At 64.3% G+C, this 22,643-nt stretch carries 20 protein-coding genes and 2 tRNA genes; 12 read left to right on the forward strand and 10 right to left on the reverse strand.

Features of this window, described 5'->3' with window-relative positions; genetic code table 11:
- Positions 1–29: 29 nt before the first annotated feature.
- Positions 30–776, reverse strand: coding sequence for a triose-phosphate isomerase (gene tpiA, locus RIA72_RS03260; protein WP_350030939.1), 747 nt, complete (start codon positions 774–776; stop codon positions 30–32).
- A gap of 176 nt (positions 777–952) precedes the next feature.
- On the opposite strand from tpiA, the gene RIA72_RS03265 reads away from it, so the two are divergent.
- From RIA72_RS03265 to RIA72_RS03290, 6 genes are all read left to right on the forward strand, one after another.
- Positions 953–2,899 carry a peptidylprolyl isomerase gene (locus RIA72_RS03265; RefSeq protein ID WP_350030940.1) on the forward strand — a complete coding sequence of 649 codons (1,947 nt, stop codon included), beginning with the start codon at positions 953–955 and terminating at the stop codon, positions 2,897–2,899.
- Positions 2,900–2,902: 3 nt separating this feature from the next.
- Positions 2,903–4,420: an anthranilate synthase component I gene (gene trpE, locus RIA72_RS03270; RefSeq protein WP_350030941.1), complete on the forward strand. Its 1,518-nt coding sequence runs from the start codon at positions 2,903–2,905 to the stop codon at positions 4,418–4,420.
- A 566-nt stretch (positions 4,421–4,986) separates the two neighbouring features.
- Complete coding sequence (locus tag RIA72_RS03275; protein WP_350030942.1) at positions 4,987–6,237, forward strand: lipoprotein-releasing ABC transporter permease subunit; 1,251 nt, start codon at positions 4,987–4,989, stop codon at positions 6,235–6,237.
- The gene (locus tag RIA72_RS03280; RefSeq protein ID WP_350030943.1) at positions 6,230–6,907 is read left to right on the forward strand and encodes an ABC transporter ATP-binding protein; all 678 of its coding nucleotides are present in this window, start codon (positions 6,230–6,232) and stop codon (positions 6,905–6,907) included. The genes RIA72_RS03275 and RIA72_RS03280 overlap by 8 nt, the downstream gene beginning before the upstream one ends.
- Positions 6,908–7,230: 323 nt before the next feature.
- Entirely contained in the window at positions 7,231–7,578 is a 348-nt protein-coding gene (locus RIA72_RS03285) for a hypothetical protein (RefSeq protein WP_350030944.1), read from the forward strand.
- Between the two features lies 1 nt (position 7,579).
- Positions 7,580–8,056, forward strand: coding sequence for a glutathione peroxidase (locus tag RIA72_RS03290; RefSeq protein WP_350030945.1), 477 nt, complete (start codon positions 7,580–7,582; stop codon positions 8,054–8,056).
- A gap of 10 nt (positions 8,057–8,066) precedes the next feature.
- On the opposite strand, the gene RIA72_RS03295 is transcribed toward RIA72_RS03290, so the two are convergent.
- The 4 genes from RIA72_RS03295 to RIA72_RS03310 all read right to left on the reverse strand — a co-directional run bounded on the left by RIA72_RS03295 (position 8,067) and on the right by RIA72_RS03310 (position 12,904).
- Complete coding sequence (locus tag RIA72_RS03295) at positions 8,067–8,750, reverse strand: Fe2+-dependent dioxygenase (RefSeq protein ID WP_350030946.1); 684 nt, start codon at positions 8,748–8,750, stop codon at positions 8,067–8,069.
- Between the two features lie 99 nt (positions 8,751–8,849).
- Positions 8,850–11,087: a TonB-dependent receptor gene (locus tag RIA72_RS03300; protein ID WP_350031026.1), complete on the reverse strand. Its 2,238-nt coding sequence runs from the start codon at positions 11,085–11,087 to the stop codon at positions 8,850–8,852.
- A 182-nt stretch (positions 11,088–11,269) separates the two neighbouring features.
- Positions 11,270–11,989, reverse strand: coding sequence for an energy transducer TonB (locus tag RIA72_RS03305; RefSeq protein WP_350030947.1), 720 nt, complete (start codon positions 11,987–11,989; stop codon positions 11,270–11,272).
- A 45-nt stretch (positions 11,990–12,034) separates the two neighbouring features.
- Positions 12,035–12,904 carry an alpha/beta fold hydrolase gene (locus RIA72_RS03310; RefSeq protein WP_350030948.1) on the reverse strand — a complete coding sequence of 290 codons (870 nt, stop codon included), beginning with the start codon at positions 12,902–12,904 and terminating at the stop codon, positions 12,035–12,037.
- Between the two features lie 106 nt (positions 12,905–13,010).
- Between RIA72_RS03310 and RIA72_RS03315 the strand changes: the two genes are divergently transcribed.
- A complete protein-coding gene (locus tag RIA72_RS03315; protein WP_350030949.1) occupies positions 13,011–13,802 on the forward strand; it encodes an SDR family oxidoreductase in 792 nt (263 codons plus the stop codon).
- Positions 13,803–13,845: 43 nt separating this feature from the next.
- Here RIA72_RS03315 and RIA72_RS03320 read toward each other — a convergent pair.
- Both RIA72_RS03320 and cpdR read right to left on the reverse strand, forming a co-directional pair.
- A tRNA-Val gene (locus RIA72_RS03320) sits at positions 13,846–13,920 on the reverse strand.
- 70 nt (positions 13,921–13,990) lie between these two features.
- A complete protein-coding gene (gene cpdR, locus RIA72_RS03325; RefSeq protein ID WP_350030950.1) occupies positions 13,991–14,368 on the reverse strand; it encodes a cell cycle two-component system response regulator CpdR in 378 nt (125 codons plus the stop codon).
- 143 nt (positions 14,369–14,511) lie between these two features.
- Between cpdR and RIA72_RS03330 the strand changes: the two genes are divergently transcribed.
- Positions 14,512–15,387: an N-formylglutamate amidohydrolase gene (locus RIA72_RS03330; protein ID WP_350030951.1), complete on the forward strand. Its 876-nt coding sequence runs from the start codon at positions 14,512–14,514 to the stop codon at positions 15,385–15,387.
- A gap of 183 nt (positions 15,388–15,570) precedes the next feature.
- Here RIA72_RS03330 and RIA72_RS03335 read toward each other — a convergent pair.
- Positions 15,571–15,647, reverse strand: a tRNA-Pro gene (locus RIA72_RS03335).
- A gap of 109 nt (positions 15,648–15,756) precedes the next feature.
- A complete protein-coding gene (locus RIA72_RS03340) occupies positions 15,757–16,188 on the reverse strand; it encodes a JAB domain-containing protein (protein WP_350030952.1) in 432 nt (143 codons plus the stop codon).
- A 115-nt stretch (positions 16,189–16,303) separates the two neighbouring features.
- Between RIA72_RS03340 and thyA the strand changes: the two genes are divergently transcribed.
- The 4 genes from thyA (at position 16,304) to RIA72_RS03360 (ending at position 21,047) form a co-directional block, all read left to right on the forward strand.
- Positions 16,304–17,266, forward strand: coding sequence for a thymidylate synthase (thyA, locus tag RIA72_RS03345; RefSeq protein WP_502957927.1), 963 nt, complete (start codon positions 16,304–16,306; stop codon positions 17,264–17,266).
- A 93-nt stretch (positions 17,267–17,359) separates the two neighbouring features.
- On the forward strand, positions 17,360–18,655 hold the full coding sequence (locus RIA72_RS03350) for a 3-methyl-2-oxobutanoate dehydrogenase (2-methylpropanoyl-transferring) subunit alpha (RefSeq protein WP_350030954.1): 1,296 nt from the start codon (positions 17,360–17,362) through the stop codon (positions 18,653–18,655).
- A gap of 20 nt (positions 18,656–18,675) precedes the next feature.
- Positions 18,676–19,680 (forward strand): alpha-ketoacid dehydrogenase subunit beta, encoded by a 1,005-nt coding sequence (locus RIA72_RS03355; protein WP_350031027.1) that lies wholly within the window; start codon positions 18,676–18,678, stop codon positions 19,678–19,680.
- A 71-nt stretch (positions 19,681–19,751) separates the two neighbouring features.
- Positions 19,752–21,047: a dihydrolipoamide acetyltransferase family protein gene (locus tag RIA72_RS03360; protein ID WP_350030955.1), complete on the forward strand. Its 1,296-nt coding sequence runs from the start codon at positions 19,752–19,754 to the stop codon at positions 21,045–21,047.
- A 19-nt stretch (positions 21,048–21,066) separates the two neighbouring features.
- Here the strand turns inward: RIA72_RS03360 and RIA72_RS03365 are convergent, their stop codons facing one another.
- Positions 21,067–22,632, reverse strand: coding sequence for a PQQ-dependent sugar dehydrogenase (locus RIA72_RS03365; protein WP_502957928.1), 1,566 nt, complete (start codon positions 22,630–22,632; stop codon positions 21,067–21,069).
- Positions 22,633–22,643 lie beyond the last annotated feature (11 nt).

Raw genomic sequence — 22,643 nt, forward strand, 5'->3', positions numbered from 1 at the left:
GCGTCACCCCTGCACCGCGGAGGCAGCGATTATAGCGCCGCCGCCGCTTCGACGATCGGTACGAACTTTGCGGCGGTCAGGCTCGCGCCGCCGACCAGCGCGCCGTCGACATCGCCGGCGTTCAGCAATTCGGGGGCATTGTCCCCGTTGACCGAACCGCCATAGAGGAGGCGCATCGCCTGTGCCGCGTCGCCGAAACGTTCGGCCAGCGCCCCGCGGATCGCACCGTGCATCGCGGCGACATCGCCGACCGTCGGGACCAGCCCGGTGCCGATCGCCCAGATGGGTTCATAGGCGATGGCCAGGCGTTGCGGGTCAAAGCTTTCGGGCACGGACCCCGCGACCTGCGCCAGCACAAAATCGATCGCGCCGCCCGATTCGCGGACTGCAAGCGGTTCGCCGACACAAAGGATTACCGACAGGCCCGCGGAAAGTCCCGCCTCCGCCTTCGCGCGCACATCGGCGTCGCTTTCGCCGAAGCCTTCGCGCCGTTCGCTGTGGCCGACGATGACGAGCGAAGCGCCAGCGTCGGCGAGCATCGGCGCGGCGACCGATCCGGTAAAGGCGCCCGACGCCGCGCCGTGGCAATCCTGCCCGCCCACCGCTTTGCCGGGTGCCGTCGCGACCATCGCGCCGATCAGCGTGAAGGGCGGGCAGATCGCGACATCGACGCTCGAATGGCTATCGGCGGCGGCAAAAATCGCCCGCGCTTCGCCGAGCGCGTCCGACAGCCCGTTCATCTTCCAGTTGCCGACCACAAATTTGCGCCGCGCCATCGTCCCGTCTCTCCCGTCCGTCCGAACACCTGTGTCCTGCCCCTAGCGGCGAAGGGCGCGGCGAGGCAAGCCGGGCGGAGCCGAAAGCAGCTTTCGCGCCTTGATGCCGCGGCATCGCGCCTCTAAAGCAGCGCGATCGCGCGTGATCGCGCCCTGCCGGAAAGACTGTCTGTTCCATGATTACCGCCATTCGCGCCCTTTTTTCCTCGACGATCGGCAAATTCATCGCCCTGGCCTTCGTCGTCCTCGTCGGCGTTGCCTTTGCCCTGAGCGACGTGACCGGCAATTCGACCTTTGGCGGTATCGGCGGTGCCAATGTTGCAAAGGTCGGCAGCGAAGAGATCGGCGTCGGCGAACTGCGCGACCGCGTGCGTCAGGCCTATGACCAGGCGCGCCGCGACCAGCCGGGGCTTACGATGGCGGCGTTTGTCGAAGGCGGCGGGCTCGACCAGGTGCTTGGGCAGCTCATCGACGGACTCGCCTTCGACCAATATGCGACCGAGCTGGGCTTCGGCGTCAGCAAGCGGCTGATCGACGGCCGCATCGCCGACCTGCCTGCTTTTGCAGGCGTGTCGGGGCGATTCGACCAGACGGTGTTTGAAAATTTCCTGCGCCAGAACGGGATCAGCGAAGCACAGCTTCGCCGCGACCTGCGCCAGCAGCTTCTGCTCGAGCAGCTGGCGGCGCCGATCGCGCAGATGCCGCAGATTGCGACCGCAATGGCCGAACCCTATGCCGCGCTGCTGCTCGAACAACGGCGTGGGCAGGCGACCTTCATCCCGTCCAGCCCCTTTGCGCCCAAGGGCGATCCGGGCGATGCGGCGCTGCGCCAGTTCCTGACGCAGAACGCTGCCAAATTCACCGTGCCCGAACGCCGCGTGATCCAATATGCGACGTTCGACCGGGCTTCGGTGCCGGTCCCGGCCGTAACCGACGCCGAGATCGCGGAGGTCTACAAGAAGAATGCCGCGCAATATGCCGCGAGCGAAACGCGCCGCTTTGCGCAGGTCATCCTTCCCGATCAGGCGGCCGCGAACGCCTTGGCGGCGAAAGTGCGCGGCGGGACGTCGATCGCCGCGGCCGCGGCGGCGGCGGGGCTTTCAGCCTCGACCACCGGGGACCTGACCGAGACCGCCTATGCCGCGACGGCCAGCGTTGCGGCCGCGAAGGCCGCCTTTGCGGCAAAGCGCGGCGACGTGGTCGGGCCCGTGCAGACCGGCCTCGGCTGGGCCGTCGCGCGGGTCGAGGATGTCACGGCGCGCCCGGCGCGAAGCCTGGCGCAAGCCAGCGACGAGATCCGCGTCGAGCTCGCCAAGAACAAGGCGAATGAGGCGATCGTCGATTATTACAATGCGATTCAGGACGCGGTGAACGGCGGGGCATCGGTCGAGGAGGTCGCCGCCGATCGCAAGCTGACGCTGGTTGAGACGCCTGCGATCCTGCCGAGCGGGCGCGCGCCCGGCCAGCCCGCCTTTGCCCCCGCGCCCGAACTCGCGCCGATCGTGGCACAGGCCTTTCAGGTCGGCGGGGAAGGCGAGGGGCAGATTGCCACGATCGCCGAGAATGAAAAATTCGCGGTCTTTGCGGTGAAGTCGATCGTCGCGGCGGCGCCGCCGCCCTTTGCCCAGATTCGCGGCGATCTTTTGAACGAATGGCGGTTTGCCGAGGGGCAGAAGGTGGCGCGCGACAAGGCGCGTGCGATCGTCAAGGCGGTCGAGGGGGGCAAGAGCCTGTCCGAAGCCATCGCTGCCGCGGGGCCGAATATCGGCAGCGTACAGGCGATCGGCGGCCGCCGCGCCGAACTTGGTGCCAATGGCGAACGCGTTCCCCCCGAACTCGCACTACTCTTTTCGATGGCCGAGGGCAGCGTCAAAACCCTCGAAATCCCCGGCAATCGCGGCTGGATGGTGATCGCGCTCAGCGAAGTGCAGCGCCCCGATCCCAAGGCGATCGAGCCCGAGCGCGTTGCGGCAATCGCGCGGCCGCTCGCGCCCGCTTTCGGCAACGAGCTGGTCGAGCAGATGGCCGCCGAAGCCAAGCGCCGCGCCGGGGTGACGATCAACAAGGAGCTGGTCGACCAGTTGCGCCGCGAATTGACCGGCACCGCGCCGGTTGCCGAATAAGCCGTGAGCCTCGAAGGCAGGGCCGCCGCGCTCGAAGCGCTGGCCGCGGGGCGCGGGGCCGCGGTGTGGCAGCGACTGATCGCCGATGTCGAAACGCCGGTATCGGCTGCGCTCAAGCTCATCGAGCCGGGGCGCGGCGACTGGGTGCTCGAATCGGTCGAAAGCGGCGAGACGCGCGGGCGTTACAGCTTGATCGGGCTCGATCCCGACCTGATGTTCGAGGTGCGCGGCGATACCGCGCGGATCAACCGCGACTGGCGCCGCGACCGCGAGGCCTTTGTGCCGCTGGAGCACGGCGCGCTGCAGGCGCTGCGCGATCTGGTCGCCGAATGCCGCTTTGACGTGCCGGGCGCGCTGCCCAAGGCGCTCGCGACGCTTGTGGGCTTTTTCGCCTATGAAACCATCGGGTTGGTCGAGCGCATTCCGCGTGCACCGGGGGCGGGGCTGGGCCTGCCCGACATGATCTTCGTGCGCCCGACCACGATCCTCGTGTTCGACCGGCTGGCCGACGAACTGTTCCTGATCGCGCCGATCTGGCCCGATCCCAAAGGAGCGATCGACCGCATGATCGAGGCGGCCGAAGAGCGGCTCGAGAGCATCGCCGCGCGTCTGTCGAGCGCCAGCGCACACGCCGACCGCGCGATCACGGTCGTACAGCCCGACAGCATCGCCGCCACACCCGCGACCCCGCCCGATCGCTTCGCGGCGATGGTGGCATCAGCCAAGGACTATATTGCCGCGGGCGATATTTTTCAGGTCGTGTTGTCGCAGCGCTTTTCGACGCCGTTCGACCTGCCGCCCTTTGACCTTTACCGCGCGCTTCGCCGCGTCAATCCGTCGCCTTTCCTCTATTTCCTCGACCTGCCGGGCTTCGCGCTGATCGGCTCGTCACCCGAGATATTGGTGCGTGTCCGCGATGGCGAGATCACGATCCGGCCCATCGCGGGCACGCGCCCGCGCGGACGCACCAGCGCCGAAGACGCCGAGAACCGCGAATCGCTGCTCGCCGATCCCAAGGAACGCGCCGAACATTTGATGCTGCTCGATCTCGGGCGCAACGATGTCGGCCGCGCGGCGGTCGGCGGCAGCGTGACCGTGACCGATAGCTATACGGTCGAATTCTACAGCCATGTGATGCACATCGTGTCGAACGTCATCGGCCGCATCGCGCCGGGCAAGGACGCGATCGACGCGCTGTTCGGCGGGTTTCCGGCGGGCACCGTCAGCGGCGCGCCCAAGGTGCGCGCCTGCCAGATCATCGCCGAGCTGGAGGCCGATGCGCGCGGGCCCTACGCGGGCGGCGTCGGCTATTTCGCGCCCGACGGCAATATGGACAGCTGTATCGTGCTGAGGACCGCGATCGTCCAGGACGGCATGATGCACGTCCAGGCGGGCGCGGGAATCGTGGCCGACAGCGATCCGGCGTATGAACAGCGCGAGTGCGAGGCAAAGGCGGGCGCGCTGTTTGCCGCGGCGCGCGAGGCGGTGCGCGTGACGGGAATGCCGGGTTACGGGCAATAGGGGGCAGCGCCCCATAATTGCACTCCGCCGCATTGAACAGGATGTCGGTTTTTGCCCGACGGGGAACATTTCTTTCATCGTCATCCCGGACGTGATCCGGGATCCATTTTTCCAACGTCGCGCAGATGGATCCCGGATCAGGTCCGGGATGACAAAAATGGGCAATAATGAAGACGAATTGGGGCAAAGGCTGGCGCCCACGCCATTTCAGCCAACCTCACCCGCCGGAATCACAACGCCCGGGCCTTGTTCCCAAGACCCGGGCGCCTGTGACGAACACTCGCCATCCCCCTTGTCGCAGGCCTGGCGAAAGGCCTGCACTCCCTGGAGCCGGGCCTTTGGCCGCGTTGATCCAGAAGCCATGGGGGTAGGTGCGCGAAGGCTCTTTGTCACCCTCCTGTGGGCGTTTCGGCACGCTTTTGCGCGCCGCTGTGGCCATTGAGCAACATTTGCTGCGAATCGCTCGCACCGAAGCAGGGGCGGGTGCCCATTGCCAGCGCCGTATGACCTGCCTAAAGCAGCGCAATGCGTGACCCTTTTTCTGCGCCGCAAAGGCCGCGTTTCCCATGATCCTCCGCCCCTATGAGCGCATGATCTTCAAACGCTATATGCTGCCGCAGCGCGGCGAGGGCTTCATCTTTGTCGCAGCGGCATTCAGCTTCACCGCGGTGATGCTGGGGGTTGCGGCGCTGATCGTCGTGATGAGCGTGATGAACGGCGTGCGCAGCGACCTGTTCGACAAGATCGTCGGGCTGAACGGCCATGCCGTCGTCCAGGGTTTCGGCGGGCGGCTCGACGACTGGCAGAGCGTGCTGAAACAGGCCAGGGCGACGCCGGGCGTGACGTCCGCGACGCCGCTGATCGAACAGCCGCTGCTTGCCACCTCCAGCGGCCGGGTCGAGGGGGTGCTGGTCCGCGGGATGACGGTTGCCGACATTCGCAGCAACGCGGTGCTCGGCGGCAAGGTGTTGCAAGGCCGCCTCGACACCCTGACACCGGCCTCAGGCAACGTCGCGATCGGCAGCGAACTCGCCCGTAATCTTGGTGCGACGGTTGGGTCGAACATTACGATCATCAACCCACAGGGCCGATCGACACCGTTCGGAACGGTGCCGCGCGAGATCGGCTATCGCGTATCCGCCGTGTTCGAAATCGGCGTCTATGATTTCGACAAGGCCTATGTGGTCATGCCGATGGAGGATGCGCAGCTGCTGTTGCTGACCGGCGACCAGATCGGGATGATCGAAGTCAAGACCGAGGACCCCGACCGCGTGGACGAGATCTTGCAGCCGCTCAAGGAAAAGCTCGCAGCACAGGCGGTGATCAGCGACTGGCGGTCGATGAACGCCAGCCTGTTCGAAGCGCTGTCGATCGAGCGTGTGGCGATGTTCGTCATCCTGTCGCTGATCATCCTTGTCGCCTCGTTCAACATCATTTCCTCGCTGATCATGCTGGTGCGCGCCAAGACGCGCGACATGGCGATCCTGCGCACGATGGGCGCGCCGCGCGATGCGGTGATGCGCATATTCATGGCGATCGGCCTGTCGATCGGCGTTGCGGGCACGATCGCGGGAATGATCGCCGGTTTCGGGCTGCTTTATTTCCGGCAGGGCGTGCTGCGCGGGGTCGAGTTGCTGACCGGTCAGCCGCTGTGGGACCCCTCGATCCGCTTCCTGACCGAATTGCCGTCGAAACCCGACCCGGTCGAGGTCGTCGGCATCGCGGTAATGGTGATCGTCTTCAGCTTTCTCGCGACGCTCTACCCCGCCTATAAGGCGGCGAATACCGATCCGGTGCAGGTGCTGCGCTATGAATGACGCGGTTCTGGAACTTGTCGGCCTGAAGCGCAGCTTCACCCAGGGCGACGTCACCATCGAGGTGCTGCGCGGGGTCGATGCCTCGCTGCGCCGCGGCGAGATTGTCGCGCTGCTGGGGCCATCGGGATCGGGGAAATCGACGATGCTGCAAGCCGTCGGCCTGCTCGAAGGCGGGTTCGGCGGCACGATCCGCCTTGATGGCGAGGATGTAACACGCTTTCAGCAGGGCGAGCGGACCAGGGCGCGGCGCGAAAAGATCGGCTTCGTCTATCAGTTCCATCACCTGCTTCCAGATTTCAACGCGATCGAAAATGTCGTGCTGCCGCAGATCATTCGCGGCGCAGCGCAGGGGGAGGCGGAGGAACGCGCCGCCGACCTCCTCTGCCGACTGGGGTTGGGGGAGCGGTTGCATCACAAGCCGAGCAAGCTGTCGGGCGGCGAACAACAGCGCGTCGCGGTGGCGCGCGCGCTCGCGAACCGGCCGTTGCTCGTGCTCGCCGACGAACCCACGGGCAATCTCGACGAGGCGACCTCCGATCGGGTGTTCGAGCAGTTCGTCGGACTCGTCCGCGACCATGGTTCGGCGGCGCTGGTTGCGACGCATAACGAGCGGCTCGCGGCGCGTATGGACCGGGTGTTGCGCTTGCACGAGGGGCATATCGAGGCTTAGGTTGTCGTCTGTACGGGGAAGAGGATCTGTCGATGACCGTCCATTCGATGATTATGATGGTCGCTCTGCCGCTGATGGGAACAGGCGCCACGTCGGCTCAGTTTCCATCTCCGCTTCCGCCCCCGCTTCCTCCATTGTCCGCGCCCCCACCACCACCGCCGTCGCCACCCCCACCGCCGCCAACCGTACCTGCGCCGCCTCCGCCGTCCGCGCCGCCTGTCTGCGCCGGCGCGGATTATCGTGCCTTCGATTTCTGGGTCGGCGAGTGGGACGTTTTTCCCAACGGCGGGGCGACGCAGGTTGCAACGAGCAGTATCGAAGTGATGTTCGGCGGCTGTGCGATCCGCGAGACATGGAAGCCCTTTAAGGGCGCGGGCGGTGGGTCGTTCAGCCATTATGACAAGGAACGCCGCCATTGGCGGCAGGCGTGGGTGGATAGCAGCGGCACGCGCGTGGACTTTGACGGGGGACCTGTGCAGGGCAAAATGGTGCTCACCGGCCGATGGGCCAATGTCGCGGGAGCGGGCCGGGACGGGCTGATCCGCATGACCTATAGCCGCGAGGCGGGGGGCGCCGTGCGGCAGCGTGGCGAACAGTCGCTCGACCATGGGCTGAGCTGGACGACAAGCTTCGATTTCATCTACAAGCCGCGCAAGGCGGGGGAGAATTGAGATGGGGTTGTACGATCTTTCGGCGAAGCTGCCCGGTGGTGGCGCGCAATCCCTGGCCGATTACAGGGGCAAGGTGCTGCTTATCGTCAACACCGCCTCCAAATGTGGCTTCACCCCGCAATATGAAGGGCTGGAGGAGCTATATCGCGATTACAAGGATCGCGGGTTCGAGATATTGGCGTTCCCGTGCAACCAGTTCGGCGCGCAGGAACCGGGCGATGCCGAAGAGATCGCGAATTTCTGCTCGCTGACCTATGACGTCTCCTTCCCGCTGATGGCGAAGATCGACGTCAATGGCGACGATGCCGATCCGATTTTCAAGCATCTGAAGAAGGAAAAGACCGGATTGCTGGGCAGCGCGATCAAATGGAATTTCACCAAATTTCTGGTCGATCGCGACGGCCATGTCGTATCGCGTCATGCGCCGACGACCACGCCTGAGCAGCTGCGCAGGGAGATTGAAGAATTGTTAGCCTAGCCTCCGGAGCCTAGCTGTCGGCCCAGAGCCGCAGAAGATTGTGATAGACGCCGGTGAGTTCGATCACCGAGCGATCCTTGCCACCCAGTTCATCCGTCAGCCGCTGCACTGCGCGGTCGAGATCGAACAAGGTGCGCCGCTTTTCGGCGTCGCGGACCATCGATTGCAGCCAGAAAAAGGAGGCGACGCGGCGGCCGCGCGTGACCGGGGTGACGCGGTGGAGGCTCGACGAGGGATAGACGACTGCGTGTCCCGCCGGCAGCCTGACGCGCTGGACGCCGTAATGGTCCTCGACCTGCAGCTCGCCGCCGTCATAGTTTTCAGCCGCCTCCAGAAAGACGGTAATCGACAGGTCGCTGCGGATCCGAAAGTCGCTGCCGCGCTTGATGCGGATGGCATTGTCGACATGGGTGTCGAACGCCTGCCCCTCGCCATAGCGGTTGAACAGCGGCGGAAAGATGCGAAGCGGCAGCGCGGACGCAAAGAAAAGTGGCGAGCGGCCGAGCGCTTCGAGGATCAGGCGGCCCGCGGCTTGTGCGGCGTCGCTGTCTTCGGGCAATTGCTCATTGTTCTTGGCGAGCGCCGACTGATGCCCCGAGGTGGCGTTGCCGTCGATCCATTCAGCGTCGTCAATGATCGCGCGAACCTCGGCAAGTTCGGCGGGCGACAGCAGGTCGGGAATGGCAATCAGCATCGGCGGGGTGTCCCTTGGCGGCGTTATGGGTGTGCGCTGCCATAGCTAGGGGCGCTTATCAACGAGGGGAGCAGGTCGCCGCCTGCTCCCGCCCGCTCGTCAATAGCTGTAGGTCAGCGAGAAGACCGCCGCGCGGCCGTCGCCCGGCGTGGCCCAGCCATTGTTGCGAATGCGCGTGAAGTACAGCTTGTCGGTGAAATTCTTGACGTTGAGCTGGGCCTTCAGCCCGTCGTTGACCGCGTAGCTAACATAGGCGCTGTGGACGAGATAATCGTCCGACCGGAAGATCGTCGTACTTGTCGCGGTCGGCAGGTTGAGCGCAAAGCTGCCCTGATAGGTCAGGCTGTATCCGACGGTCAGCCCGAAGGGCAGTTCATAGGTGGTGAACAGGCTGCCCGAATGTCTGGGCGTGTTCTGAAGCTGCGCGCCGGCGGCAGGATCGGGCAGGCCGTCGGCAACCGACTGGATCAACTCGGCGTCGAGATAGGTGTAATTCGCAGTGATCGACCAGGCCGGGGTGATCTTGCCGATCACGCTCAGCGCAATGCCGTCGACGCGCGAATGGCCATCGAGCACCTGATCGGGAATAGTCGGATTGCCCGACGGTACGCGATACTGGTTGCGTTCGTTGCGGAACAGCGAGCCGGCGAGGAGCAGTTTGCCGCCCGCGACCTCTGCCTTGGCGCCGATTTCGTAATTGCGGGCGGTTTCGGGATCGACGTTACAGGTTTCGGCGGTGCAGCTGCCGTTGACCGAGCTGATCGAAGGCGTCTTGGAATTGCCGTAAGCGGCGTACAGCGTCACCGTTTCGACGGGCTTGTAAACGAGCCCGATGCGATAGGAGAAGAGGTCGGCGTCGTTGCGGAAGATTGCGCCCGGCGTCACGACACCCGACGGTGCAACCGTATCGGCGCGGCGGTTGGCGCTGTTGTTTTCCCAGCGAAGTCCGCCGTTGAGTTCGAACTTTCCGAGCTTCATCGTGTCGAAGAGGTAGAGCGCGTAATTGTCGACCTCGCCGCGCTGGCGGCTCGTTTCGATAAAGTTGATCGGACCCGTGTAGACGTTGCTGCCATAGGTGAAACCCGGCGGTCCCTGAACCACCTCGTTGGGATTGGCGATGTTGATGAGCGGGTAAGGGGCGAAGGCGGGCGTACCGTCGGGGTTGCGATAGACATTGCCCGACGAGAGCGAATATTTCTCCCAGCTCGCCGACGCGCCGGCCACCAACGTATGTTCGATCGCGCCGGTGTTGAAAACAGCGCGCAGGTCGAGCTGATTGTATAGAATCTCATTCCTTGAATCGCGCGTATTGCCGCGTGGTCCGCCGATCAGATAATAGCCCGCCGGAACCGTCGCCGGGCAGGCGGCGCCCGAAGGCTGGAGACCACTGGCGAGGCAATAGGTGCCCTGCGGCGGGCCGACGATGGTGAACTGCGTCACCTGTTGCCAGCGCGAAAGATTGCGAAGCGAGACGCTGTCGCCGATGTCGGTTTCAAAGATGGCGGTCGCCTGATCGACGGTGATGTCCTGCCTATCGACATTGCGATAGCCGAAATAGTCGCTGCGATGGACACCGGGCAGCATCCCGCCTGCGACCGCGTGATAGGGGACGCCATATTGCGCGATATTGTCGTCCTCCTGATGCAGATATTGCAGCGTCAGGCGCGTCGGGCCGTCGATGCCGATCGTGGCCGATGGGGCGACGCCCCAGCGCTTGTAATCTTCCACGTCGCGGCCGGGCACGTCGTTCCTGTGCGCCATGGCATTGAGTCGAAAGGCGATCAGGTCGCTTGCGCGGACATTGGCGTCGACCGTTCCGCGATAATAATTGTCGGTACCGATGCCGCCGCTGACGACGACGCGCGTGGCGGCGAGCGGGCGCTTGGTCACGAGATTGATCGATCCGCCGACCGAACCCGACCCGCCATAGACCGAGTTCGCGCCGTTGACGACTTCGAGCTGTTCGAGGTTGAACGAATCTGAGCGGTTATAGGCGCCACTGTCGCGAACGCCGTCCTGCGTGATGTCGGAACCAGCGGAATAGCCGCGCAGGTTGATCGAATCGGCGGGCGGCGAGCCCCCCTCTGCCGCGCCGAAGGTGATACCGGGGACGGTCGAGAGCATATCGCGTAGCGTCAGCAGATTTTGTTGTTCGATCGTCTCGCCGGTGATGACCGTCACCGTCTGCGGTGTATCGCGCACGGGGCGCGTCGATTTCGGCGATTCCTGTTGCGTCTGATAATGCTGGCCGGTGACGATGATCTGTTCGCGTTCGGCACGGCGTTCGCGCTCGCTTTGCTGATCGGCCGACAAATTTGCGTCGGTATCGGCCGCCATCGCCGCGGTGCTGATCAGGCTGCCGACGCAGGAAAGGGCCAGGAAGGTGGCGGAGGTCGATGATTTCACGGCTGATACCCCTTGTTGTTGTCGGGGCGCGGCTATTGCGAGTCCTTCTCAGAGTCAATGAGATTGATAATCGTTCGCATTTAAGTTTGAGGGATTGAATGTCGAAAACGGGATTATCGCCGCGGTTCGAGCCACCAGCGCTGTCGCCACCCATATCGGCTGGCGATGGGGTGTCCCGCGGCGTTGGTCGCGGGTCGGAAACGAAAGCGGGCCTCGATCAGATCGCAGGTCGTCCGATCGAGCGCGGCATTGCCGCTGGATCGCGTGACGCGGCATCCGGTGACGCGGCCGTTCGCTTCGATGACGAAGCCGACTTCGACCTCGCCGCCTGCCCGTTCACGCCTGGCGTCGCGCGGATAGTCGCGGTCGCGGATCGTGCCGCTTCGCCACACGGCCTTCGTTCCGCCGCCGGTCCCCGCCCCCGATCCGCCCGCCCCGGTGCCGTCGCCGCGGCCGCCGGCGCCCGATCCAGGGCCGGGATCGGGGGTCGCTCCGGCCGATGCATCGCTGCCAGCGCCGGGCTGCGGTGCGGCGGCAACGGACGGGGTGAGCGGCAGAAGCTTGGGCGGCGGGGCGGCGACGGCCGTGGCCTTCCGGTTCGCCGCCGATGCCTTTCCCGCGGCGCGCGGGGTGGGGGCCGGGGCGGGCACGGCCTCTTCGCCCGGTGGCGGCGGCGCGGGCAGGGCGATTGCGGTGATCGCTTCGCTCGCCCGGCGCACGACGTTAAGATCGAGCCCGCTGGCAAGGCCGAAACCGACGGCGAGCATCGCTGCGACCGCTGCGCCGCCCGACACCATCTTTTGCGGCCCGGAAACCTGCCCTGAATAGGTCATCGCGCGTCTCATCTTCCGCGGCTGAAAGTGCCGCCGACGCCCGTTTTAGAGGAAATCGTCTAACGTCGCGATGAACCGTTCGAACTGATCGTGATGAAGCCAATGGCCGGCATTTTCGAACTCGATGACGTTTGCGCTGCTGAAATGCGTTATCCGCCCATCCTTTTCGGGGTTCGAGGCCCAACTGTCGGCGCCGTAAAGCAGCAGCGTGGGGCAGGTGATTGCACCCCATAGTGACTGAAGATCGTCCTGCGGCACATCGAACGCCGGCCAGACGTTCAGATAATTGTCGAACTTCCAGCTCCAGCTGCCGTCCTCGTTACGGCTGACGCCATGGATGGTAAGGTGGCGCGCCTGCGCGTCGGTCAAATAGGCATTCTCTGCCATCATGCGCGCCAGCGCATCCTCGATCGTCGCATAGCGTCGCGGCGTGCGTCCCGCGGCCTGGCGCTTGTCGTCGATCCACTTGCGAAACCGCTCGGCATAGGGGGTCTGTGCGCGCTCGGCGAGCAGCTTGGGCGACGGGCCGAGCCCTTCGATCGCGACGAGCTTTTTTACATTGCCGGGATACAGGCCGGTGTAGCGAAGTGCGATGTTGCCGCCCATCGAATGCGCGACGATTGAGACCGGGCCGCGATCGAGCTGGTGGATCAGCTGCGCCAGGTCATAGACAAATGTGTCAATCGTGTAATTGCCGTCGGGCGACCATGCGCTGTCGCCGTGGCCGCGCAGGTCGGGGGCTATCACATGGTATCGATCGCGGAGCCGTTCGGCGACCCAGTCCCAGTTGCGGCAGTGATCGCGTCCGCCATGGACGAGCAGGAGCGGGGGCGCGTCGCGATTGCCCCAATCCACATAATGAAGCTTCAGCCGCTGCGAGATAAAGCTGTTCGAAGTGGGGCCGGTGCTTGCCATCGGATCATCCTTGCTGTCTGGTCCAGTTTCAAAAGGCGACTGGTTTCGATCCGTCAACCCCCGGATCGGTGTCGCGCTGTCACAAAGAAGTGAGGGAGAGAAAGAAATGACGACATTCCGCGACGGCCTGCTGGCCGGCAAAACCGCCTTCGTCGCAGGGGGCACGAGCGGGATCAATCTGGGTATCGCCAAACGCTTTGCCGAACTCGGCGCGAAGGTTGCGGTTGCGGGGCGCGATCCCGAGAAGGCCGCGCGTGCGGCCGCCGAGATTGGCGGGGGCGCGCTCGGCCTGTCGGGCGACGTGCGCGACTATGCGGCGATTCGCGGCGTGATGGAGCGCGTTGCGGGCGAACTGGGGGCGATGGACATCGTCGTTTCGGGCGCAGCGGGCAACTTCCTTGCGCCCGTCCTTGGCATGTCGGCGAACGCCTTTCGCACCGTGGTCGACATCGACCTCAACGGGACCTTCAACGTCTTTCGCGGTTGCCATGATCTGCTCAATCGGCCCGGCGCGTCGCTTATCGCGATCACGGCGGGGCAGGCGGTCAACGCCTCGGCGTTGCAGGCGCATGCGTGTGCGGCGAAGGCCGGGATCAACCAGCTGATTCGCGTGCTCGCGCTCGAATGGGGGCCAGAGGTGCGCGTGAACGGGATTTCGCCGGGACCGATTGCCGATACCGAGGGCATGAAGCGGCTCGCGCCCGACGCCGCAACGCGGCAGTCGCATTACGACCGCATCGCGATGAAACGCTGGGGCAAGATCGAGGAGGTCGCCGAATCGGCGGTGTTCCTCTGTTCGCCCGCCGCGGGTTATATCACCGGGACGATCCTCGATTGCGACGGTGGCAGTCAGATCGGCGACGCGTCGCGCGGCGACTTGGCGCGTGGCATGGCCTGAAGGCAAAAACGCCGCCAACCCGTCGGGGTGGCGGCGTTTTGAATGGTGGGCGTGGCAAGGATTGAACTTGCGACCCCTGCGATGTCAACACAGTGCTCTACCACTGAGCTACACGCCCATCCGTTGGGGTGACGCGCCCCCTAAAGGCCTTGGCGCGGCTTGGCAAGCCCTTCGGTGCGCCCACCCGCTTATTGTTGATGCGACTGATCGGCGCGTCCGAACAGACTGTCGACCTCGCGCACCAGATCCTTGAGGTGAAAGGGTTTGGACAGGAGCTTTGCCTCCGGAACATTTTCCTCCGCGCGCAGCGAAACTGCCGCGAAGCCGGTAATGAACATCACCTGCGTTTGCGGGGCCACTTTCGCCGTGTGCTGCGCAAGTTCGATCCCATCCATTTCGGGCATGACAATATCGGACAGGAGCAGATCAAAGACACCCGAATCGACGTAGGGGACCGCCGCCGTGCCGCGATCGACGGCGGTGACGTGATAGCCCGCGCTGGTGAGAGCGCGCGACAGATATTCGCGCATCACGTCGTCGTCTTCGGCAAGCAGGATGCGAATCATCGTGAAATCTGTTCCCTGGTCCTTCGGCGCCGCCGGTTCCGTGCGGCGGCGGGGCTGTCATCGAAACACGGCATAGCGGCAGAGATTTAACAAATTGGCGTGGCTCGCTGGATTCCTCCGGCTTTTTTTGCCACCCATCCACCATGACGGCGCGCATCATCCTTTCCCCGGCCATCGCGGTCAAGCGCCCGCAGGCGGCGGGTCCGGTCGTCGTGTCCGTGCCGCACGCGGGACGCATCTATCCGCCGGAGATTCTCGCCGCAACGCGCGTCGACCGGGCTGTGCTGGAACGGCTGGAGGATCGCTGGTGCGACCGGATCGCGGCGGAAGCGAACGAAGCGGGCGCTACGGTTGTCGAGGCGCTGTGGGCGCGCGCGGTCGCCGACTGCAATCGCGGCGAAGGGCAGATGGCGCCCGGCGAGGTCGCGCCTATCCTGCGCGCGCAATTTGCCGCGCCGGGCCGAAAGGAGCGCGCCGGACTGGGGGTTGTTCCCACGCGGCTTGCCGACTGCGGCCCCTTGTGGCGCCGGCCGATCGACCGTGCAGCGCTGGAGTGGCGGCTGGAGCAGCTCCATCGCCCCTATCATGGCGCCCTTGCCGCCGAAATTGACGCCGCGCGGCAACGATTCGGATTTGCGATCCTGATCGACCTCCATTCGATGCCGACGATCCCGGCGGGGCAGGCGGGCCATGGCGCGCGAATCATCATCGGCGATCGTTTCGGAGCGACTGCGGCCGAGTCACTTGTCCAGGCGGCGCTCGACTCGGCAGCGACGCTGGGCGAGGCGGCGCTGCGCAACCGGCCCTATGCCGGGGGACATATCGTGCGCACCCACGCCCGGCCAAGCGAGCAGGTTCATGCGATTCAGATCGAAATCGATCGCAGCCTTTATTTGACACGGGAACGCGCCCCCGATCCTGCACGTGTGGCGCGACTGTCGCGCTGGTTCGCCCAACTGGTTCGCGATGTGGGACATCGGCGACCCGATGCCGATAGTCTGCCAGAGGCGGCCGAATAAAAAACCACCCCGTACCGAAGTACGAGGTGGCCAGGGTCCAGGGAGGACGCGCCCACGCCGAACCCGACGGGGCACTCACCGCGATGGAAAGGGGGAAAACCATGGCGGCGTAACTGAAATCTAGGGATATGTTCGCCGACTTACAAGAAGCGACGGTGCAAATTCTGCATTATGTGAAGAAATTGGTCGGGGAGAGAGGATTCGAACCTCCGGCCCCTGCCTCCCGAAGACAGTGCTCTACCAGGCTGAGCTACTCCCCGACCGATCCGCGCCGCAGCCGTGAGGCCACCGCGAAGGCAGGGCGGTCCTCTAGACGCGCAATCTGCGAACTTCAAGCGCCAATCGGCACAGCGAAGAGGATTGCCGCCATCACAGCATTTCGGCAGTCCGGAAGCTGAAATGACCGTCAGCAACGAAAATCAGATGATCGATCAGGTCGACGTCCGCTGTCCGCAGGAAAAGCGCGGAATCATGCGTGGCGGCGATGTCGGCATCGCTCGGCCAGGGGGTGCCCGACGGATGGTTGTGCGCCATCACGGCGGCTACGGTGCGTTCGCCGATCAAGGCGCGCCAGCATCGCGGCGGCACGGCGCAGCGACGTGGGGTGCCGCTATCGACGCGCTCCAAACAGGTGAGGCGGCCAAAGGCGTCGAACCCGGCGAGGATCATGCTTTCGCGGTTGTCGGCGAATTGCGGACGCAGGAGTTCCCGCGCGATCGCATCTTCGGCATCGCGCGGAACGAAACCGCGATGCTCGGTGGAAACAGGACCTTCTTTCCCGACGGGCTTAAAGATCGTCATCATCGCGCCATGGCGCAGCAGGCCGCCAGCCCCAACGTCGAATTGCCCCGCAACGGACGAACCCCCGCCGCCGCGCGGGCGCGTCTCTTGTCGGCACGCGGCGCGCGGCCTAGCAATGGAAGAGAAATTAAGGGAGCGCGCCTTGGCTGATTCCATCCATTATGAACTGCAATATCTCGACCTGATGCGCCGCATCTGGGTCGAGGGCGACGAGCGCGTCGACCGCACCGGCGTCGGGACGCGGTCCTTGTTCGGCGAGACGATGCGATTCTCGTTGCGGGATGATGCCATTCCGTTGCTCACGACAAAGCGCGTCTATTGGAAGACCGCGCTTCGCGAATTGTTGTGGTTCCTGACCGGCGACACCAACATCCGGCCGCTGGTGGCGCAGGGCGTCAAAATCTGGACCGACTGGCCGCTGGACAAATATCGCCGCGCCACCGGCGATGACATCAGCGCGGAGGATTTCGAGGCACGCGTCATTGCCGACGACGACTTCGCCGAACAATGGGGCGATCTTGGCCCCGTTTACGGCCATCAATGGGTCAACTGGCCGCGCTATGAGCCCGCTGGCGACGGGCTGTTCCGCCGCGCCGACCGCGGGCACAACCAGATCGCCTCGCTGATCGTATCGCTTCGGACCAATCCGGGATCGCGGCGGCACATCTTCACCGGCTGGAATGTCGCCGATCTCGACCGAATGGCCCTGCCGCCATGCCACATGACCTACCAGTTTCACGTCCGCAGCGACGGCGGCCTTTCGTGCCTGCTGTTCCAGCGGTCGTGCGACCTCGGCCTCGGCTTTGCGTTCAACATTTTCGAGGCGGCGCTGCTCACGCGGATGATTGCGCAGCAATGCGATCTGCACGCGCATGAGGTCGTGTGGACCGGCGGTGATGTGCATCTTTACCTGAACCACGCCGACCTGGTCGAGCAGCAGCTGGCGCGGGTGCCCGAAGGAACGCCGCGGCTGCGCCTTCTTCGCCGCCCGGCCAGCATTTTTGATTACCGGTTCGAGGATTTTGCGGTCGAGGACTATGCTCCGCAAGCCCATATTTCGGCGCCGGTCGCGGTTTGAGGCGCGGCGTTGCATTCCTCTGGCGACCGTAATAATATGTCGCCAACTTGAAATATAACTAGGCGCGCGATTCGCGTCCGAAGGGAAGAAGATATGCCTGAGTCGGACAGCCGACCGGCGAGCAACCTGCCGCCGCTGTCGCTTCACATACCCGAACCGCGCTATCGCCCCGGCGATACCCCGGACTTCGGTGACGTCGACGTTCCCGCGGTCGAAGCGATGCCGCGCCCCAGCGAAGCCACCAAGCCCGATGCAATGCGCGAGCTGTGTTATGGGCTGGTGCGTGTGCTCGATTTCGACGGGCAGGCAAAGGGACCGTGGGATCCGAAACTGGCGCCCGAACGGCTCCGCACGATGTTGCGGTACATGATGCTGACGCGAGCGTTCGACGATCGAATGTTCCGTGCGCAGCGGCAGGGCAAGACCAGCTTTTATATGAAGTGCACCGGCGAAGAGGCAACGTCGATCGCCTCGACGATGGCGATCGACCGCGCCGACATGTGTTTCCCCAGCTATCGCCAACAGGGCATTTTGATCGCGCGCGACTATCCGCTGATTCAGATGATGAACCAGATTTATTCGAACCGCGGCGACCATCTGCTCGGCCGTCAGCTGCCGATTATGTATTCGGCGCCCGAGCATGGCTTTTTCAGCGTGTCGGGCAATCTTGCGACACAATATCCGCAGGCGGTCGGCTGGGCGATGGCGTCGGCGTCGAAGGGTGACAACCGCATCGCGACCGTCTGGTGCGGCGAGGGGTCTTCGGCGGAGGGGGATTTCCACTCGGCGCTGACCTTTGCCACGGTTTATAATGCACCGGTTATCTTTAACGTCGTCAACAACCAATGGGCGATCTCCAGCTTTTCGGGCTTTGCCGGGGGCGAGCGGACGACCTTTGCCGCGCGCGCGGTGGGGTATGGCATCGCCGGGCTGCGCGTTGACGGCAACGACCCGCTCGCGGTCTATGCCGCCACGCAATGGGCCGCCGACCGTGCCCGCACAAACAATGGTCCGACGCTGATCGAACATTTCACCTATCGCAGCGAGGGGCACAGCACGTCCGACGATCCCAGCGCCTATCGCGCCGCAGACGAGGCGACGGCCTGGCCGTTCGGAGACCCGATCGCGCGGCTTAGGCAGCATCTGATTGCGCTCGGCGAATGGGACGATGCGCGCCACGACGCGCAGGCGAAGGAATTGGACGATTTGGTGAAAACGACCCAGAAGCAGTCGGAAAAGCTGGGGATTTTGGGTCACGGCATGCACCAGCCGTTCGAAACGATGTTTCAGGACGTGTTCGAGGAGATGCCTTGGCACCTCAAGGAACAATGCGATCAGATGCTGGCCGAGCAAAAGGCCAAGTTCGGCCCCGACTGGAAGCCCGAATGATGAGCGCGGATAGCAAGACCATGAACATGATCGAAGCGATCAACAGCGCCATGGACGTCATGCTCGAACGCGACCCGGCAACGGTCGTCATGGGCGAGGACGTCGGTTATTTCGGCGGCGTGTTTCGCGCAACGGCGGGGCTGCAAAAGAAACACGGCAAGACGCGTGTTTTCGACACGCCGATCAACGAATGCGGGATCATCGGCGTCGCGGTCGGCATGGGCGCTTATGGCCTGCGGCCTGTACCGGAAATCCAGTTCGCCGACTATATCTACCCCGGTCTCGACCAGTTGGTCAGCGAAGCGGCGCGGCTGCGTTATCGCTCCGCGAACGATTATATCTGCCCGATGACGGTGCGCACGCCCTTCGGGGGCGGCATTTTCGGCGGCCAGACGCACAGCCAGTCGCCCGAAAGCATTATGACGCATATCTGCGGCGTGAAGACGGTGATTCCGTCGAACCCCTATGACGCCAAGGGGCTGCTCATCGCGGCGATCGAGGACAATGACCCCGTCGTCTTCCTCGAGCCCAAGCGCATCTATAACGGGCCGTTCAGCGGTTATTACGATCGTCCGGTCGAGCCTTGGTCGAAACATGCGGCGAGCGCGGTGCCGCAAGGCTATTACCGCATCGAGCTCGGCAAGGCGGCAACGGTGCGCGCGGGCGAGGCGCTCACGATCCTCGCCTATGGCACGATGGTTCATGTGACCAAAACGATCGTCGAGGAAATGGGTGTCGATGCCGAGATCCTCGACCTGCGCACCTTGCTCCCGCTTGACATCGAAGCGATCGAGGCGTCGGTCAAAAAGACGGGGCGCTGCCTGATCGTGCACGAAGCGACGCGAACATCGGGGTTCGGCGCCGAACTCGCGGCGCTGGTGCAGGAACGCTGTTTCTATCATCTCGAGGCGCCGGTCGAACGCGTCACCGGTTTTGACACGCCTTATCCGCACAGCCTCGAATGGGCCTATTTCCCCGGCCCGATACGCATCGCGACCGCGCTTACCAAGATCATGGGCGATTGACATGCGAAGCATGGCAAGCGCGCGTGCCCCGGACCGCGATCCGGGGTCCATAACGAAAAAGGACTGACGCCATGGCCCGCTATTCATTCCGTCTGCCCGACATCGGCGAAGGTATCGCCGAGGCCGAAATCGTCGCCTGGCACGTCAAGGTCGGCGAACGCGTCGAGGAGGACGCGCAGCTTGCCGACATGATGACCGACAAGGCGACCGTTGAAATGGAATCGCCGGTCTCGGGCGTCGTCGTCGAACTGGCGGGCGAAGTCGGCGACCTGATCCCGATCGGATCGACGCTCGCGGTGATCGAGACCGACGGGGACGGGGAGGGCGAGGGCGAGGTCGATGCGCCACCCGCCGATACGCCTGCCGAGGAAAAAGTCGCCGCGGAAACGCCGGGCGCCGAAGAAGTGTCGGTCGCCGAAGTTGGAACGCCCGCACCTGTTGCTGCGCCTGCACCCACGCCTGCCCCCACACCTGCGCTTGTTCCGGTTACTGCGGCCGCGCACGACCGCCAGATCCTCGCATCGCCCGCGGTCCGCGCGCGCGCCAAGGACCTCGGCGTCGACCTCGGCCAGGTCCACGCCGAGGGCGACCGTATTCGTCACGCCGACCTCGATGCTTTTCTTCGTTACAGCAGCGGGCAGGGCTATCACGCGCCCGGCGCGAGCCGCGCGCGCGCCGACGAGCCGATCAAGGTCATCGGGATGCGCCGCAAGATTGCGGAGAATATGGCGGCATCGAAGCGTGCGATTCCGCATTTCACCTATGTTGAGGAAATGGACGTTACCGCGCTCGAAGAAATGCGCGCCGACCTCAACGCCAATCGCGGCAATCGCCCCAAGCTGACGATGCTGCCCTTCCTGATCGTAGCGATCTGCCGTACCATCCCGCAGTTTCCGATGATCAACGCGCGCTACGACGACGAAGCGGGTGTGGTGACGCGCCACGGCGCGGTACACCTCGGCATGGCTACGCAGACCGACGCCGGGCTGATGGTCCCCGTGATCCGCGATGCGCAGGACAAGAATGTCTGGCAACTCGCGAGCGAAATCAGCCGCTTGGCAGAGGCTGCGCGCACCGGCAAGGCCAGGCCCGCGGAGCTGACCGGCGGCACTTTGACCGTCACCTCGCTCGGCCCGCTCGGCGGCATCGCGACGACGCCGGTGATCAACCGCCCCGAAGTGGCGATCATCGGCCCGAACAAGATCGTCGAGCGCCCGGTGTTTGACGGTGACCATATTCGCCGTGCGAAGCTGATGAACCTGTCGATCAGCTGCGATCACCGCGTCGTCGATGGCTGGGACGCGGCGAGCTATGTGCAGGCGCTCAAGAAACTGATTGAAACGCCGGTCCTGCTGTTCGCGGATTGACCCTTGCGGCCCTGCAATCCTATTGGGTCAGCGCGTAGAACAAAAAGCCGCGTGGGCCGAATTCGACGCCATCAAATTCGCGTTGTAGCATGTAAATGCTGCCGTCGTCCATGACCGCAAAGTCCCGATAGTCGCCGAGTCCGATAGTCGACGGATTCGGGGCGAGGCCGCCTTCGATCCTGAATCCCTCGATCGTCGGGATACGGCTTTCGATCTGCGTGAGCGTCGTACCCTGTGCGATCCGGCCAAGCGGAACCGAGAAGGTTGCGCCATAGGCCGGATCGGAAAAGAGCAGCCGGTCGGCAAGGTCCGGGTCTGTCCCGTGATAGGCGCCGACGATCTGCATATAGCCGCCGATGTTGGCGCCAATCGCCATATGAATGATGGGGGAGATGACGGTCGCTCCTGCCGCAGCACCATAGCCATAATTGGCTCCGGTATCCTGTGGCCGGAACAATATGGCCTTGGGGCTGCAGCATCGCGGCAGATTATTCGGACGCGTCGACATGCCGACGATGAGCCCCAGATCGGTAAAGGCCATGGATTGCGGATGCTGCAGACCGATGGCCATGATTTCAGGAGCGGCGGTGCTCGATCCGGCATAGGGATTGCCTGCCGGGATAGCGTAGTTTCGTGCCGCGTCGCCGGGAAAGTCGTCGCGGGAAACGTCGATACGCAGCAACTTGCCGCGCAGTGACTGGAGATCTTGTGCCGAAGTAGCGTGGAATGCGGCATAGCCCGCCGTGCCGGTTCCAATGTAGAGAAAACCGTCGGGGCCGAACTCGAGCGCCCCGCCCGGGCCATCCGGATCGCTGCTGGCGTTGATCCTCGGCGCGGGCGCGGGAATGGCGATCCGCATTACGATTTCCTCCGACGCCAGATCGCCGACCCCGCTGGTGGTACGCCCATAGCGTCGAAGTTGCAGTTCGTTCGCGGTTGCGATCAGGACATAAAGGGTGCCGCTTTGGGCGTAGTTGGGGGCGGAGACGATGTTGATCACTCCACGCTCAACCGCAGGCGCGAAGCTGATTCCCGGGATCGTCAGATAGAGTTGATTGGTTCCGGAGCCGGTTGGATCATAGGCATAGATGCGGCCATTCTGTTCGGCGACGAACACCGTCGACGAGCCGCGCGCCGACGCGATAGCGACGGGCGCATCATAGGCGCCGATCTGCTTTGCTGTTGTGCTTTCAAAGATATTCATCACCTGGACCGACAGCGCCAGCACCGCTTCTTTCGCGCCATCGCTGGCGGCGATCTGAATCTGATAGATATTGTCGCGATTGGCGTCGGCCGGGGCTTCGAAATCGGGAGCGGTCTTGAAGGTCAGCTTGCCGTCGGCGGTCAGCGTGAACAGCGCGGCGTCTGCGCCGCCGACGATAGAGAAGGTGATCGGTCGCCCCTCCGGATCGTTTGCCACCGCCTGATAGGCGGTGGCGCTTGATCCTTCTTGGAAGGTAACGCTTGTCGCGGACGTGAAGGTTGGCGGCAGATCGGCTGGCGGTGTCGGCGAATTTCCTCCCGATCCGCAACCTTGAAGAAGCATCAGCGAAGCCAGAAATGCGAGTTTCGTATATCTAAGCATCTCGATCCCCC

Origin of the sequence: Sphingopyxis sp., from assembly GCF_040216815.1 — a bacterium.
In the GTDB taxonomy this organism is placed as follows: domain Bacteria; phylum Pseudomonadota; class Alphaproteobacteria; order Sphingomonadales; family Sphingomonadaceae; genus Sphingopyxis.